12 protein-coding genes, 1 pseudogene and 2 other annotated features are annotated in these 15634 nt (G+C 36.9%); all 13 genes and pseudogenes read right to left on the reverse strand.

Features of this window, described 5'->3' with window-relative positions:
* Positions 1-32 precede the first annotated feature (32 nt).
* The gene (gene leuB, locus ACFHWD_RS13275) at positions 33-1097 is read right to left on the reverse strand and encodes a 3-isopropylmalate dehydrogenase (RefSeq protein ID WP_179977040.1); all 1065 of its coding nucleotides are present in this window, start codon (positions 1095-1097) and stop codon (positions 33-35) included.
* A complete protein-coding gene (gene leuD / locus ACFHWD_RS13280; RefSeq protein WP_179977039.1) occupies positions 1094-1588 on the reverse strand; it encodes a 3-isopropylmalate dehydratase small subunit in 495 nt (164 codons plus the stop codon). Before leuD ends, leuB begins: the two co-directional genes overlap by 4 nt.
* A complete protein-coding gene (gene leuC, locus ACFHWD_RS13285; protein WP_150355725.1) occupies positions 1585-2850 on the reverse strand; it encodes a 3-isopropylmalate dehydratase large subunit in 1266 nt (421 codons plus the stop codon). Before leuC ends, leuD begins: the two co-directional genes overlap by 4 nt.
* Before the next feature lie 49 nt (positions 2851-2899).
* Positions 2900-4435 (reverse strand): 2-isopropylmalate synthase, encoded by a 1536-nt coding sequence (locus tag ACFHWD_RS13290; RefSeq protein ID WP_150355724.1) that lies wholly within the window; start codon positions 4433-4435, stop codon positions 2900-2902.
* A gap of 143 nt (positions 4436-4578) precedes the next feature.
* Positions 4579-4781 (reverse strand) — a binding site (T-box leader).
* A 63-nt stretch (positions 4782-4844) separates the two neighbouring features.
* Positions 4845-5042: a binding site (T-box leader), on the reverse strand.
* A 91-nt stretch (positions 5043-5133) separates the two neighbouring features.
* A complete protein-coding gene (locus ACFHWD_RS13295; protein ID WP_378062275.1) occupies positions 5134-6918 on the reverse strand; it encodes a methyl-accepting chemotaxis protein in 1785 nt (594 codons plus the stop codon).
* 433 nt (positions 6919-7351) lie between these two features.
* On the reverse strand, positions 7352-7687 hold the full coding sequence (locus ACFHWD_RS13300; protein ID WP_150355722.1) for a cytochrome C biogenesis protein: 336 nt from the start codon (positions 7685-7687) through the stop codon (positions 7352-7354).
* Between the two features lie 46 nt (positions 7688-7733).
* Entirely contained in the window at positions 7734-8609 is an 876-nt protein-coding gene (locus ACFHWD_RS13305) for an NAD(P)-dependent oxidoreductase (protein ID WP_150355721.1), read from the reverse strand.
* 38 nt (positions 8610-8647) lie between these two features.
* Complete coding sequence (locus ACFHWD_RS13310; protein ID WP_150355720.1) at positions 8648-9517, reverse strand: DUF1002 domain-containing protein; 870 nt, start codon at positions 9515-9517, stop codon at positions 8648-8650.
* Between the two features lie 160 nt (positions 9518-9677).
* A complete protein-coding gene (locus ACFHWD_RS13315; RefSeq protein ID WP_150355719.1) occupies positions 9678-10295 on the reverse strand; it encodes a DUF3793 family protein in 618 nt (205 codons plus the stop codon).
* Positions 10288-10716: a flavodoxin gene (locus ACFHWD_RS13320; protein WP_150355718.1), complete on the reverse strand. Its 429-nt coding sequence runs from the start codon at positions 10714-10716 to the stop codon at positions 10288-10290. The genes ACFHWD_RS13315 and ACFHWD_RS13320 overlap by 8 nt, the downstream gene beginning before the upstream one ends.
* Positions 10717-10829: 113 nt before the next feature.
* Positions 10830-11993 (reverse strand): transglutaminase domain-containing protein, encoded by a 1164-nt coding sequence (locus ACFHWD_RS13325; RefSeq protein WP_150355717.1) that lies wholly within the window; start codon positions 11991-11993, stop codon positions 10830-10832.
* 187 nt (positions 11994-12180) lie between these two features.
* Entirely contained in the window at positions 12181-13446 is a 1266-nt protein-coding gene (locus ACFHWD_RS13330) for a replication-associated recombination protein A (protein WP_378062279.1), read from the reverse strand.
* Between the two features lie 157 nt (positions 13447-13603).
* Positions 13604-15517 (reverse strand): annotated as a pseudogene (fdhF, locus tag ACFHWD_RS13335) (formate dehydrogenase subunit alpha); the annotation flags it as partial.
* Positions 15518-15634 lie beyond the last annotated feature (117 nt).

Raw genomic sequence — 15634 nt, forward strand, 5'->3', positions numbered from 1 at the left:
ACACAAATCCATTTTAAAGGGGACTGACCCCCTTACATATATTTACAAATCAGTTCTCCCATTTCTTCAGTTCCGATAACTTCTGTATCTTTTTCTGCAATGTCCACAGTTCTATAGCCCCCACCGAGAACCTGAGACACTGCATTTTTTATATCTTCAGCGGCAGTTGTCATGTTAAAACTGTATTTGAGCATCATTGCAATACTCATAATTGTGCCAATTGGATTCGCCTTATTCTGCCCTGCAATGTCCGGTGCAGAACCATGTACTGGTTCATAAAGGCCAAAAGAGTCACCTCTGACACTAGCAGAAGGAAGCATTCCAAGAGAACCTGTCAGCATGGAAGCTTCATCGCTTAATATGTCTCCGAACATATTTTCAGTCAGTATCACGTCAAATTGTTTAGGATCCCTTATAAGCTGCATTGCCGCATTATCCACATACATATAGCTGACTTCTACATCTTTGTATTCATCTGAAATTTTCCGCACAGTTTTTCTCCACAGCTTTGAACTTTCAAGTACATTGGCTTTATCCACCAGTGTAAGTCTTTTATTTCTCTTTCTCGCTATTTCAAAAGATTTCCTTGCTATTCTATCTATCTCAAAGCTTGTATAAGCTATGGTATCCCAAGCTTTTTGACCCCCTTTTATATTTACCGTGCCTTTTTCTCCAAAATAGGCTCCTCCTATCAATTCTCTGACTATCATTATGTCCAGCCCTCTTCCCAAAACCTCAGGCTTCAGATTGGATGATCCTACAAGCTCAGGAAACAATATGGCCGGCCTTAAATTTGCAAATACTCCAAGAGCTTTTCTCATACCTAGAAGTCCTGATTCCGGCCTTAAATTGCCGGGAAGATTATCCCATTTAGGCCCTCCTACTGCTCCTAAAAGCACTGCTTCACTATTCTTACAGATCTCTACAGTTTCTTCCGGCAGTGGAGTCCCCTTTTTATCAAATGCACTTCCCCCCAAAAGTACATCTTCATATTCAAAATCAAAATTATATTTATGAGCAACAGTCCTCAATACCTTTTTTCCCTGCGCAATTATTTCACTGCCAATTCCATCTCCTGATATAACAGCTATTTTCACTTACCTGCCACCTCTCTCTTTAAATAATTTATAAGCCCCTGTGATTTTATAATTTTCTGTACAAATTCAGGAAATGGAGCAGCATTGTATGTTTTATTTTTAGTAACATTGATTATCCTGCCTGAAGCCAGGTCTACCGATACCTGGTCATTTTCCTCTATACCACAGGCCGCCTCTTTACATTCAATTATGGGAAGACCTATATTTATGGAATTTCTATAAAATATTCTGGCAAAAGTTTCCGCTATCACGCATTCAACCCCAGACGCCGTGATGGCTATAGGTGCATGTTCTCTTGAAGATCCGCACCCAAAGTTTTTCCCTGCCACAAGTATGGAATTGTTCTTCACTTTCAAAGGAAATTCTTTATCCAGATCCTCCATACAATGTGAGGCAAGTTCCTCTTCATCGCTGGTATTTAGATATCTAGCTGGTATTATAACATCTGTATCAACATTATCGCCGTATTTAATCGCTTTTCCCTCTATCATTTTACCACCTCCTCCGGGGATGCAATTTTACCCATCACTGCCGAAGCCGCAGCTACTGCCGGACTTGCAAGATAAACTTCGCTTTTTACATGTCCCATTCTTCCGACAAAATTCCTGTTTGTAGTTGAAACCGCCCTCTCTCCTTCTGCAAGTATTCCCATATGTCCTCCGAGACAAGGTCCGCAGGTAGGAGTACTAACCACAGCTCCTGATTCTACAAAAGTTTCTATAATACCCTCTCTCAGGGCTTGAAGATATATTGCCTGGGTGGCAGGAAAAATAATTGTCCTCACATTTTTATTTACCTTTCTTCCTCTTAAAATACTGGCTGCAGATCTCAAATCACTTATTCTCCCGTTAGTGCAGGAACCTATGACCACCTGATCTATTTTTATATCTCCTACATCATCAATGGTTCTGGTATTTTCAGGAATATGTGGAAATGCCACTGTAGGACGCAGTTTAGACAGATCTATGTGTATAACTTTTTCATACTCTGCATCCTCATCCGCTTCGTATACTCTATATTCTCTTTTTGAATGTTTCCTTATATAGTCCACAGTTTTTTCATCTACGGGAAAGATTCCATTTTTGGCCCCTGCTTCTATTGCCATATTGGATATGGTAAAACGATCATCCATGGAAAGTTCATCTACTCCTTTGCCTGTAAATTCCATGGATTTATAGAGGGCTCCGTCCACTCCTATCATTCCTATGATGTGTAAAATAACATCCTTTCCGCTTACCCATTTAGGCAGTTTTCCATCAAGTACAAATTTTATTGCCGGTGGAACTTTAAACCACGCCTCTCCAGTGGCCATGCCTGCGGCCATATCCGTACTCCCAACTCCTGTGGAAAAAGCCCCCAAAGCTCCATAAGTACAGGTATGGGAATCTGCTCCTATCACAACATCTCCACATACTGCCAAACCCTTTTCTGGAATAAGTGCATGTTCAATTCCCATCTGCCCAATTTCAAAATAATTTTTAATTTCCGCTTTTTTGACAAATTCTCTCACACATTTGCACTGCTGTGCTGATTTTATATCCTTATTGGGGGTAAAATGATCTGGGACAATAGCTATCTTATCTCTGTTAAAAACCCTTCCAATCCCAATTTTATCAAATTCTTTTATGGCCACCGGGGTGGTTATATCATTTCCAAGCACCAAATCCAGCTTGGCTTTTATTAACTGCCCGGCTTTTACAAAATCTTCTCCCGCATGGCGGGCCAATATCTTCTGTGTCATTGTCATACCCATTTATATCAACTCCTACTAAAATTTTAGTTTAAGTGATTCTGCCTCAGCATCAATAAGCCGCAGCTTTTTCTGGAGAAACTTCATAATACATTTTATTCATGGCATTTACAAAAGCTTTTGCACTGGCTTCCACTATATCAGTACTCAACCCTTTTGCTGAAAAAATCTTATCATCTTTTTCCACTTTTACAGTAGCTTCGCCCAGGGCATCCTTGCCATATCCCACTGATTTTATAAAATAGTCATTTAAATTCACTTTAATTCCCGCCGCTTTTTCAATAGCTTTAAAAGTAGCATCTACAGGCCCATCTCCGCAGGAGGCCTCACTTACACTTTTACCTTCATACTCCAACCTCACAGTGGATGTGGATACTGTAGTATTCCCTGTAGAAACCTGATAGTATTTTAAATTGAACACCTCAGGTACTTGAAATATCTCATTTTTTACAAGACTTTCTATATCTTCATCGGAGACATCTTTTTTCTTGTCAGCTAGATTTTTAAATTCTTCAAAGATTTCATTTACCTTATCCTTATCTAGATTTTTATAACCCAGTTCTTCAAGATGTTTGACAAAAGCATGCCTTCCTGAATGTTTTCCAAGTACTATAGAACTTTTCTTCAATCCTACAGACTCCGGAGTCATAATTTCATAAGTTTCCCTGCAGTTTAAAACCCCATGCTGATGTATGCCCGATTCATGTGCAAAGGCATTTGCACCTACTACTGCCTTATTGTTTTGAACCTGCATCCCCGTTATGTGGCTCACAAGCTTACTGGTCCTTGTCAATTCCTCTGTTACAATGCCCGTATGGCAGTTAAAAAGATCAGCTCTGGTTTTAATAGCCATCACTATTTCTTCAAGAGCCGCATTTCCTGCCCTCTCTCCGAGACCATTCATTGCACATTCCACCTGTCTAGCTCCATTTTCCACTGCTGCCAGAGAATTGGCCACCGCCATGCCGAGATCATCATGACAGTGAACACTTATAATGGCTTTGTCTATATTAAATACATTTTCTTTGATGCCCTTTATGAATGCACCGTATTGGCTTGGCGTAGAATACCCAACGGTATCAGGTATATTTACTATATCGGCTCCGGCGTCTATAGCAGCTTCCAGCACCTTATACAAAAATTCTGGTCTCGTTCTCGTGGCATCCTCTGGTGAAAATTCCACACTGGGGCACAAACTTTTGGCATATCTCACCATATCCACCGCTCTTTTCAGGACCTCCTGCGGTTTCATTTTCAATTTGTATTTCATGTGCAGATCCGAGGTGGCAATGAAAACATGGATTCTTGGCTTTTGAGCATCATCAATTGCATTCCAGGCAGTCTGTATGTCGCTTTTTAAAGCTCTTGCCAGAGCTACTATATGTGGTGATTTTATTTCATTTGCCACAGCTTTGACTGCCTCAAAATCTCCATTGGAAGCCGCTGGAAAACCAGCCTCTATGACATCCACATTTAATTTTTCAAGCTGTTTTGCAATACTCAATTTATCATTTATATTTAAGCTCACTTTAGGAGTCTGCTCTCCATCTCTCAACGTAGTATCAAAAATATATATTCTATTTTCCATAACGATTTTTCCTCCAATTTGTCCTTGTAATTCTTTAAAAATACCTACTCATGTATCATATAATCTCAATTGGCCAGTTGAAATTTTTTTGAAAGTCCCCATATTTTCTAATTTAAAATAAGGCAAATAAAAAACAGCCTCCTCTATGGGGCGAGAAGTCTGTCCGCGGTACCACCCAAATTTGTACTCAATTAAATAACGGCTTTTTACCGATAAGGCTTACTACTATTTCAGCCTACAGCTCCAGGACGAGTTCAACACATATACTATTCACAGGCTCTCACCATAAATGCCCGTTCTCTTTAAAATAGAAATTATGTCTACTACTTCCCCTCACAGCTTATTGATATTCATTTTTTGAAATAAATATTCCCATATTTTAAAAGTTAATATAAAAAAACAGATTTCTCTATGGGGCGAGAAATCTGTTCGCGGTACCACCCAAATTCGTACTCAATTAAATAACGACATATGCCGGCACAGCCTACTATATCAATTCAGCCTGCAACTCCAAGGCGAGTTCAACATGCAGTATTTACGGCTTCCCATCTTTTACCGCTCTCTTTAAAATACTAACATACCTACTATTCCTTATCCAAGTTTTTATATCAACTATAAGTATGGTAGTAAGTATAATACAAATTGTTTCCAATGTCAATAACTATTTTAATTCATTTTATTCATTACCCACAGGAGTGTTATAAAGAAAATTTGTCTATCATTTCTTTTAGATCCTTTGAAGATTGTCCTAATTCTCTCACTAGATCTTTAACATCTCCCATCTTTTCCTTCACCTCAGAAGTCGAAGCTGTTATCTCCTCAGATGAAGCTGATATTTCTTCGGTAACAGAAAGTATTGAATCCATTGAAGAGTTGATCATGTCCTTGTTTTTATGTACTTCACTTATTTTATCCACATTTTTTTCAATTGTCTGAGGTATACCCTTTATAAATTCGACTACCCCGTTCAAAATTTGCTTTGTCTTGTTTATCGTAGGTATCTGGGAACGCACTATTTCTCCATATATCTCCACATTATTTGCTGAAACATTCTCAGCATGGGTGAGATCCTTTATAAGTGAATTGATCTGCTTAACGGATTTAGAAGTCTGATTGGACAGCTCCTTGATTTGATCTGCTACTACGGCAAATCCCCTTCCGGCCTCTCCTGCTCTAGCAGATTCTATAGAAGCGTTTAATGAAAGCAAATTTATTTCATCGGATATCTCTTCTATAGTGCTCACTATATCCAATATGTCATTGGATTTTTTTATCAACTGCTTTAGATTGTTATTTGTCTCCTGAGCTGCAGTTATATTTTCTGAACTTTTCTTTTCCAACTCTGTAAGTATATCCACAATACTTGAATTCAGCTTTCCTGCTTCTGAAGCCCCATTTTTCATATTTATGCCATTTTCCTTCACTTCATCTACATTTTTTGATAAAATATTCATATTTTCAACACTACTTTGCATGTCTTTTGCTGAATTATTTATTGCAGATGAAATTTCTTCCATAGCATCCTTTATTCCATTTGAATTTTCAAATGTGGCCGTAGTGGACGAATTTATAAGTTCTATTCTCTCATCTATAGTGTCAGACAGCTTCTTTATATTTATAAGCAAACTTCTTATTTCATCTATCATTTTGTTAAACACTCTGCCTATATATCCTATTTCATCCTTACTTGTCACATCCACTTTTACAGACATATCGCCCGCTGCTGCCATACTCATGGAATTCACTATTTGGCTCAGTGGATTTACTTTTTTCTTCATGAGTCTCATTATAAACAATATGGAAATCAATATCATGGCTGCAGATACCCCCGCTATAATGATCGAAACCCTATATATAGGCTTATAAAAATCCTCATCATAGCATCCTACATTTATGTACCAGTCCCAGGGCTGAAAATACGCCACTGCATTTACTTTAGGTCTTTCACGAGTTTCTCCCGGGTTCTTCCAGTTAAAATGAACTATTCCTCCATCTTTAGGGTTTTTAACTTCATTGATTATAAGCTGCAATAAATTATTCCCATCCGAATCCTTGACCTTTGAAATATCTTCCCCTTCTTTATAAGGATGCATCTGTTCTATACCCCTGCTGTTGACAGCATACATATATGCCTCTATATTCAATTCCAATTTTGAATTCAATCCCCTTGTCTTCCCATCGGACTGCTTTGGATTAAGCATCTCGCTTTTAAATATTTCCTGGGCATCAGTTCTTGTAATCTTTCCCTTTTTGACTTGACTTTCCAGGCTGTCCATCATGGCAAGCCCCATTTGAACTCTATTTCTTATGGCAGTTTGTCCTAATGTAGTCAGTGCACTTTTTGCACTGAAAAAAGCAATAAATCCTATAAGCACTACAGAAAAAACAATCAGTAGAAAAAATTGCAAATAGGATTTAAAAAAGCTTTTACTCAATTCATTATTCTTAGAATTTTCCTTGTCCTTCCTCGCATCTCTTTTCATAAACACACTCCCCATACATTAAGTTTGAGTTGATGACAATCTACCTCATAATAAAATATGTAACATAATATTAATTATTACAAAGTAAATATTATCACAAGTTATATATTACCATAAAATTTGCTAAAAATCAACAATTTACAAATTATTTAGTCACAATTCTAATAATTTCCCCATCAAGTGATTCTTGGGTTCAGATGGAGTTTGCCTATCAGATGGAGTTTGCCTATAAGAAATACTTTTCTCCAGCTGAACCTTAGCAGAACTTATCCAGGCGCGTAGCAGTGCTTATCGTAAGCTTTAAGAAGTTGGGAGTATTAGCACTGGTAGCGTTCGGATAAAAATAGTTTATTTTTAATTACAACCAGAATAATTCACCTGACTGCCAAATATAGAATCAACTTTAAATCATGTGTAAATGTTTATGTTCGTTTTACATAAAGTAATAATTGATGAGAGGAATTACATTTATAACAGGTTCCTCATAGGGATGTACTTTTTTTATGATATCCAGGGCTTTTTTTACAATATGACTTCTACAGCAAAATTCCACTTTGCATTCTATCTCCCTGCTCACTTTTCCCACATCTCCCAAAAAAGGATTTGCCCCCTTTAAGGGCCTCCAATATCCTGTAACTTTGGAAACAGACATGCAATTGTCATAGTTGCCTCCAATGCTGAGAGCTCCAATTGAGTTCAGCTCTTCCCTCAGGGCATCAACATACTTTTCCGGTATAAATGTCTCTATTTTAAACACTTCATAATCCATACTTCAATCACCCTCAATAATTTGAAATTCATCAATTCAAACAAAACTATCTGTCTATTAACTTATAGAGTACCTGAGTACCGCTGCTGCCATTGCCTTCTTTTTCCAGTTTATCGTAAAGAGATTTCGCAAGTTTTAATGCAGGGGTATCTAAATTCATATTTTCAGCTTCACTTAAAGCTATGTTCATGTCCTTTATAAAATGCTTCACATAAAATCCCGGTTCAAAATCCCCATTTATCATTCTAGGAGCCAGGTTACTAAGGGACCAACTGCTGGCAGCTCCAGTTTCTATGCTTTTAAGAACTCTCTCAGGATCCAATCCGGATCTCTTCGCATATGCCATTGTTTCGCATACCCCCATCATATTTCCTGCTATAGCTATTTGATTACACATTTTGGTATGCTGCCCTGCACCTGCTTCTCCCTGCCAGACTATATTTTTACCCATGAGTTTGAAAACAGGCAGTACTTTTTCAAATACTTCCTTATCTCCCCCAACCATAATTGAAAGTGCAGCATTTTTTGCACCTACATCTCCTCCTGAAACAGGAGCATCCAATGAATATACTCCTTTCTCCTTAGCTTCACTATATATCTCCTTTGCAAGAGAAGGCCTGGATGTAGTCATATCCACCACTATGCCGCCTTTTTTTATATTTTCAATTATTCCGTCTTTTCCAAAATAAATTTCCTCTACATCCTGTGGATATCCTACCATGGATATAACAATATCTGACTCCTTTGCAATATCTGCCGGATTATCCTTCCATTTTGCCCCCTCCGCAACAAGATTATCCCCTTTTGACTTTGTCCTATTATATACCAGTAAATCATAACCGCCCTTTAAAATATTGGAAGCCATACTATTCCCCATTACTCCCAATCCAATAAATCCTATAACCGGCTTATCATATTTCATACGACAACTCACCTTTCTTTAAATTTATATATTATATTTTAAAAAAGATTAGAAAAAAATGTTTTAATGGCATTAATTATTTTAGCGAAAAATCCCTGCGCCTGATCACTTGACAATTCTCCCTTTAATTGATCCGCCACACTGCTCAGCTGTCCTTTTATATCCCCAAAATTCAAATTCAGCCCATTTATTTTTGTCATAAGTGCAGTTATTTTGTCAATATCTCCGGTGCTCAGATTTAAATTGTAATTATTAGTTACATTTTCGACTATCTGCCTTACTCCTTCTTCTGTCTTAGGTTTTTCCTTCACCACCTGGGTTTTTATGTCATTTATAAGACCAGCAGCTTTGTCTTTCCCTATTTTATCTCCAAGATTTCCCGTAGTCATCAATTCATCATTGGCAGCTTCTTTCTTGGCTTCATCAATTTTATTTCCACTGCTGCTGCTCTCAAAACCCTTTAAAATTCCAGTAAGTGCTGCAGTTCCCGATACATTAAAGGGTGCAGATACTTTTACATTTGCATTTTTTATTCCTGCTGTTATAAGTGCGTTTTTTATCATGCTGCTGCTCACCCAGTATATATTATTGGTACTTACATTTAGACCTCCGCTTGAAGTTGGCTCCACATAGGAACTGGATATGGATTTAGTACCTATCTGCTGGCTGGTTGCAATGTTTCCAAGATATTTCCTCTCTTCATCTATATTCACTTCTATTACATTTACATCCTGCCTGGCAACACCAAAATATTTAAGCATATCCTCTTTTTGTTTATTTGTAAGATCTCCTCCCAAAGTCACAACTTTATAAGCATCTGCATAAGCCCTGGTATTTCCAAAAGATGCAGACAACGTCAGAACCATAAGTACAATCATCAATTTGCTGAAAATCTTTTTAATCTTCATGATTCAAAACTCCTTTTTTAAATAGTAAAATATATACCATTAAATATAATATACTATATTTGTTAATAAAAGAAGTGTAAAATTATAAACAAAATATAAAATTTACATATAAAGATAGAACTGCACTTAAACAAGCAGCAGTTCTATCTACTCATTACATTCATCTAACAGCAGAGGAAAGCATCTCTACAGCTTTAATAATTTCCGTATTTTTTCTGATCAATTTCATAAAATTATATCTTGACCTATCGTAATTTTCAAAAGTTTTCAATGCTTGTTCTCTGTCATTATATACTTTCCAATATCCACAGCATATACATTTTTTATCCTTCCCATATATAAAATCTTTTACATCTGGGAGGGGTATTCCCAGAAAAATACCCATCTCATGTGGACAAAAATTGCACTTATATCTTTCCCTCAACAAATTCAACAAATCCATTAAACACATATCTTTAGAATATCCAAATTCACTTAAAAATTCTATATTATCCTGGCAAGACAAAATTCTGTACAAAAATGTTTCATTGTAAAACAAAAGTAACAATGAGCTGTTATTACTAAAAATTTCAAAGACCTTTAAATTTATATCTTTTATATATTCTTCTCCATATTTACACCAAAGATCATACATGTTTTTATATTTATTAGAAATATTTATTATAGAAGCAGGCTTATACCCTGATATGGTAGGAGATATACTATAAGTGATAAGTGTCATCATGTATTTTTTTTCATCTTCCTCACAAACAAGATCTGTAAAACTGTTATCATTCATTTAATATTTGCCTTCCAAAATTTTTGCAATCCTCTTTTATTTCTCCTTCCGGCGCTTCCTGTACAATAAATCCTTCATTCAATAGATTTGCACCATAATCTTCCATTCTTTTAGCCCAATTCCTCATCCACTCTCCGTCTCCCCAACCGTAAGATCCAAAGAGCCCTACTTTTTTACCCGACACACAAGAAGAGATGGATTCAACAAAAGGATCCATTTCTTCCTCTTCAATTACTTCAACTCCCATGGCAGGAGATCCAAGTAAAACTATATCTGCACTTTTTACATCATCTGGAGAAGCTTCAGAAACATTTAACACATTGACTTCCGCCCCTCTTTCTTTTACACCTTCCGCTATTAAATTGGCCATGGATTCTGTATTACCCGTTCCGCTCCAATAAATAATGTTTACTTTACTCATTTTGGTCACCTCATATAAATAATAATGATAATCATTTTCATTTATATAATATAATTATTCCTCTGAGTTGTCAATAGATTAATTTAAGATAAGAGTCAGATCTGAACTGACCCTTATCTTAAATTTATGTTGTAAAAGCTGTAATCCGTGCTACTGCACCTAGGATATTTTGTTCTGTCCCATACATGACTTTGAGCCATTTCATTGTCTGTTACATTAAAATAAGAATGAGAAATCAAGTGGGATCCGTCATTCGTAACGGGATCATCCCAGGTAGAATCCAATTGATAATATTTACCCTGTATTTTCACTATATTCCAGGCATGATCTACCCATCCATTCCCGCCATTTGCCCTTCCTATGACCATTTTACACTCTATTCCAGCTGCCGTAAGAAGCCTATCCATTGCATCCGCATAACCTTCACAAACGCCAATACCATTCATCAAAATTCCATAAGCCGTATAGGAATCATTGGGAATATCATCACTTCTATCATAATCTGCATTATTGACTATATAATCATGAAGTGCAAGTTCTTTTTGATAATCTTTCATATCTGGGTTTGTAACCTTCTTTATTATTTCAGTTGTCTTATTTTGGAGTTCACTTTCCTTTTTTATAAGATTCTGTTTAGTATCGGTGTATTTAAAATAAATACTCATTTTTGCAGGATTGCTTCCTTGAATGTTGGCTTCTGCACTTAAATACCAATCACGCAAATTGGGATTATTATCGAGCACAGTATCTATTACATTTAAATCATATGTGTCCTTATCATAATTACTTATGTTTAATATCAATGTATTTTTATAATCTGAGAGGGCATCTTTTAACGCATTATAATATTGATCATAATTTTGTACCGAAATTCCATCTCCAGAGTTATCTTTATCTATTGTAAAATCGTATTTTACTGCTTGTCCTAATTGTCTTCCATCGGTAGATTTCAACGTGTTATCTATTTCCAGGACATAGCTTTCGCCGGGGATATATAAACTCCGGGGAGAAATTCTTATTGAATTAGGTGCTGAATTTACAATGTCAATCCCCATGGACTGATTATTATCCAATTCATATACTTTAATAGAATTCTCAGCTGAATTCAAATCTACATTTCCATTAAAAGTCACAGTCCACGTCTTGTTTTTATCCACACTGGCTAAGACTCCATCATTCCAAACTTTATAATTTTCCGCTGCATAACAATTGTTCCCAAAAAATAATAGTAAGAATACTATCAAGATTAATAAACTTTTATATAATTTTTTTAGCATAATATCTCTCCACAAAATTATTATTTTACAATTTCATATACTAGATAATAGGTTTCATTCATCTGTATTCAGATCTTTCAATTTTCCTTTTCTTATCATACCATATAAGCACCTCCCATCAAACACTAATAATCTAAGTATATATTCACTTCCAGAATTATTCAAATAACACTGTCAGTACTCAGGGTTAAAAATCGCCTGATTCAGCAGTTTTTTTTACTGAGTTCCAGTATTTTTTAATACTATCTTCATATTTGTTATTTTGAGTAATATAATACTTCTTTCCTTTTAATTTCCTTGGCATATACTCCTGCTTTACATAATTATTGTGGTAGTCATGTGGATACTTGTATCCCTTAACCCCCAATTTGCTGGCTCCACCGTAATGGGCATCTTTTAGATGATCCGGAACATCACCTGTATTAGTATGCCTTAGATCTTCCACAGCAGAATTTATGGCCAGATACGCACTGTTTGATTTGGGCAGAGTAGCCAGATATATGACAAGTTCAGAAAGTATTATTCTGGCTTCAGGAAATCCCACTTTCAAAGCCAGCTCCAATCCTGAATTAACCACCGAAAGTGCATTGGGGCAGGCCAGTCCAATATCTTCTGCAGTAATTACCGCTAATCTCCGGGTTACAGCCAATATATTACCGCCTTCTATGAGTCTGACCAGATAATGAACGGATGCATCCGGATCGCTTCCCCGGATACTTTTTTGCAGCGCACTCAAAACATTGTAGAATTCATCGCCGCTGGAATCGGCTCTCATAGATGATTGCCCCAGGCCCTCAACACATTCCACCGATACTTCCTTCTCCTCTCCCATCTGGGAATTAACTGCCAGCTCCAATATATTATAGGCCTTTCTATAATCTCCCTGAGAAATTTCAGCTATATATCTAAGGGCATCACGTGAATATTTAATTTTCATATTTTCTCCAATTAATTTATCCAATGCCCTTTTAAGTCCGGTCATTACCTCATCAGCAGTCAAAGGTAAAAATCTGAATATATTACATCTGCTCAAAACAGCTTTATGTATAGCAAAATACGGATTTTCAGTTGTGCTTGCTATTAAAGTCACCTTACCGTTTTCAATAAATTCCAGCAGAGCCTGCTGTTGTTTCTTGTTAAAATACTGGAGCTCATCTATGTAGATGACAACTCCCTTGTAATTAAGCAAATTGTCCAGATTAGATGTAATATTCTGTACATCCTTCAAGGATGCCGTTGTGGCATTGAGTTTATAGAATCTTTTATCCATATAATTGGCCATAATACCAGCCAGTGTCGTCTTGCCGGTTCCCGGAGGGCCGTATAATACACAATTTGGTATCATCTTTTTAATTATCAAATTGTATAGAGGTTTTCCCTTTCCCAATATCTGATTTTGTCCAATAAAATCCTCCAGTGAAACCGGCCTCATCAATTCCGCTAATGGTTTCATCACTTCACCCCTTACAATATTAGAACATTTAATGATTTTTATTATATACTTGTGAAGTTAAAATTCAATAGAAGACAATTTCTCTACAAAAAAACAGTGAAAAGTTTCCATTATACTTTTCACTTCACTGTATCAATACGATAATTATTCAATATTTTTAACTCAAGGCTCCCATTTTTTTTCGGAGATCTTTATAATTTTCCTTCAGCTGTTCCTCAGCCCTGTCCTGATCCTTTATGGACTCAACTTTTACCGCACAGTATTTATACTCAGGAGTTTTTGATATTGGATCAAGATTATCCACAGTAAGTTCATTACAGGCACCTATCCACCACTGATAAGTCATATAGGTAGATCCCATCATTACCCTGTCTGTTATATAGGCCCTGCTTATCACTGAGCCCCTTCTAGAAGACACCCTGACCAGCTGCCCATCTTTTATGTTAAGTTTTCCCGCATCTTCAGGACTCATCTGTATCCTTCCCGGCTCATCTTCAAGCTGCTGAAGGGCACGGCAATTTCCTGTCATGGTCCTAACCGAATAATGTCCTATTTCCCTTACAGTACACAAGCTAAGAGGATATTCACTACCAGGTGATTCCTCAGTAGGTCTCCATTCTGAAGCAAACAGGATTCCTTTTTTGCTTGGAGTGCTGAATTCATTATTTTCATACAGGTAGGAAGTGCCGGGATGATCCTCCGAAGGACAAGGCCATAAAACACCTTCCAAGCTTTCAACTTTCTTATAAGTTGCACCTGCAAATTTAGGGCAAAGTCCTCTCATCTCGTCCCATATTTCCTTTGTATTATCATAATGCATTTCATATCCCATAGCCGAGGCAAGTTCGCAAATTATCTGCCAGTCAGGCTTAATATCCCCTATAGGTTCAACTGCCTTGTTGAATTTTTGAAATCCCCTGTCTGCTGACGTATATACACCCTCATGTTCCCCCCAGGAAGTTGCCGGCAGTATTACATCTGCATATAAAGTTGTCTTATTCATGAATATATCCTGAAGCACCACAAATTCAAGTTCATTCAAAGCCTTTTTAAGTTCATTGGAATTTGGATCACTTTGAACTGAATCCTCTCCCATTATATAATATGCTTTTAACTTATGCTCTTTAAGCACCAATTCAGGTACCTCAGTCAAGTGATATCCTATTTTGTCCGGAAGTCTTTCAACTCCCCAGGCTTTTTCAAACTTATTCCTTACACTTTCATCCGTTACACTTTGATATCCTGGAAAGACATTGGGAAGTGCACCCATATCGCAGGCGCCCTGAACATTGTTCTGTCCTCTAACAGGCCCTATTCCCACACTTGGCCTTCCATAATTTCCTGTAAGAAGGGCAAGTGAAGCCAGTCCCTTTACCACATCTACAGCTTGCCCGAACTGACATACTCCCATACCATAAAGTATCATTGGACTTTTAGCAGCTGCATACATTTCCATGGCTTTTCTTATCTTCTGCGCAGGTACTTTGGATATTTTTTCCACATATTCAGGTGTATATTTTGCAAGTATTCTGCTGTATTCCTCAAAGCCTTCAGTATATTTCTCCACATAATTCCTATCATACAATCCTTCGTTTACAAGGACATTTGCAAAACCATTTACAAGGGCCATATTGGTGCCGCCTTTTATTGGAAGCCACAGGTCTGAAATTCTGGCACTTTCAGTTATTCTGGGATCAACCACTACTATCTTTGCACCTTTTTCCCTGGCTTTCACTATTCTTCTGGCAACTATAGGATGAGATTCTGCAGGATTATACCCAAAAACAAAAATCAGATCCGCATTATCAATTTCAGGAATGCTATTGGACATAGCTCCGTTGCCCAGCACCTTGGCAAGTCCAGCCACAGAGGGTCCATGACAGACCCTGGCACAATTATCCACATTATTCGTCCCAACAACAGCCCTCATGAATTTCTGCATAATATAATTTGCCTCATTCCCAGGTCCTCTCGAACATCCTGTACCCATTATAAAATTAGCTCCATACTTATTCTTTATTTTCATGAGTCTATCAGCTGTATATTTTATAGCTTCTTCCCAGGTCACTTCATTAAATTCAAGAATATTATAGGTAGTTTAAATGCTTTAACAATTTGACAGCAATTTTCACAAAAGTTATACTGAATTTAACAAAAAGGGCGTAATTCTCCTATCTTCTATAAGTGG

The sequence above is a fragment of the Clostridium sp. MT-14 genome (assembly GCF_042436595.1).
Classification (GTDB): Bacteria; Bacillota; Clostridia; order Clostridiales; family Clostridiaceae; genus Clostridium_B; species Clostridium_B aromativorans.

Bases quoted from the DNA above. Each gene is read 5' to 3' on its own strand.
- leuD (WP_179977039.1), bottom strand. From the start codon at position 1,588: ATGATAGAGGGAAAAGCGATTAAATACGGCGATAATGTTGATACAGAT.
- leuC (WP_150355725.1), bottom strand. From the start codon at position 2,850: ATGGGTATGACAATGACACAGAAGATATTGGCCCGCCATGCGGGAGAA.
- ACFHWD_RS13290 (WP_150355724.1), bottom strand. From the start codon at position 4,435: ATGGAAAATAGAATATATATTTTTGATACTACGTTGAGAGATGGAGAG.
- ACFHWD_RS13295 (WP_378062275.1), bottom strand. From the start codon at position 6,918: ATGAAAAGAGATGCGAGGAAGGACAAGGAAAATTCTAAGAATAATGAA.
- ACFHWD_RS13300 (WP_150355722.1), bottom strand. From the start codon at position 7,687: ATGGATTATGAAGTGTTTAAAATAGAGACATTTATACCGGAAAAGTAT.
- ACFHWD_RS13305 (WP_150355721.1), bottom strand. From the start codon at position 8,609: ATGAAATATGATAAGCCGGTTATAGGATTTATTGGATTGGGAGTAATG.
- ACFHWD_RS13310 (WP_150355720.1), bottom strand. From the start codon at position 9,517: ATGAAGATTAAAAAGATTTTCAGCAAATTGATGATTGTACTTATGGTT.
- ACFHWD_RS13315 (WP_150355719.1), bottom strand. From the start codon at position 10,295: ATGAATGATAACAGTTTTACAGATCTTGTTTGTGAGGAAGATGAAAAA.
- ACFHWD_RS13320 (WP_150355718.1), bottom strand. From the start codon at position 10,716: ATGAGTAAAGTAAACATTATTTATTGGAGCGGAACGGGTAATACAGAA.
- ACFHWD_RS13325 (WP_150355717.1), bottom strand. From the start codon at position 11,993: ATGCTAAAAAAATTATATAAAAGTTTATTAATCTTGATAGTATTCTTA.
- ACFHWD_RS13330 (WP_378062279.1), bottom strand. From the start codon at position 13,446: ATGAAACCATTAGCGGAATTGATGAGGCCGGTTTCACTGGAGGATTTT.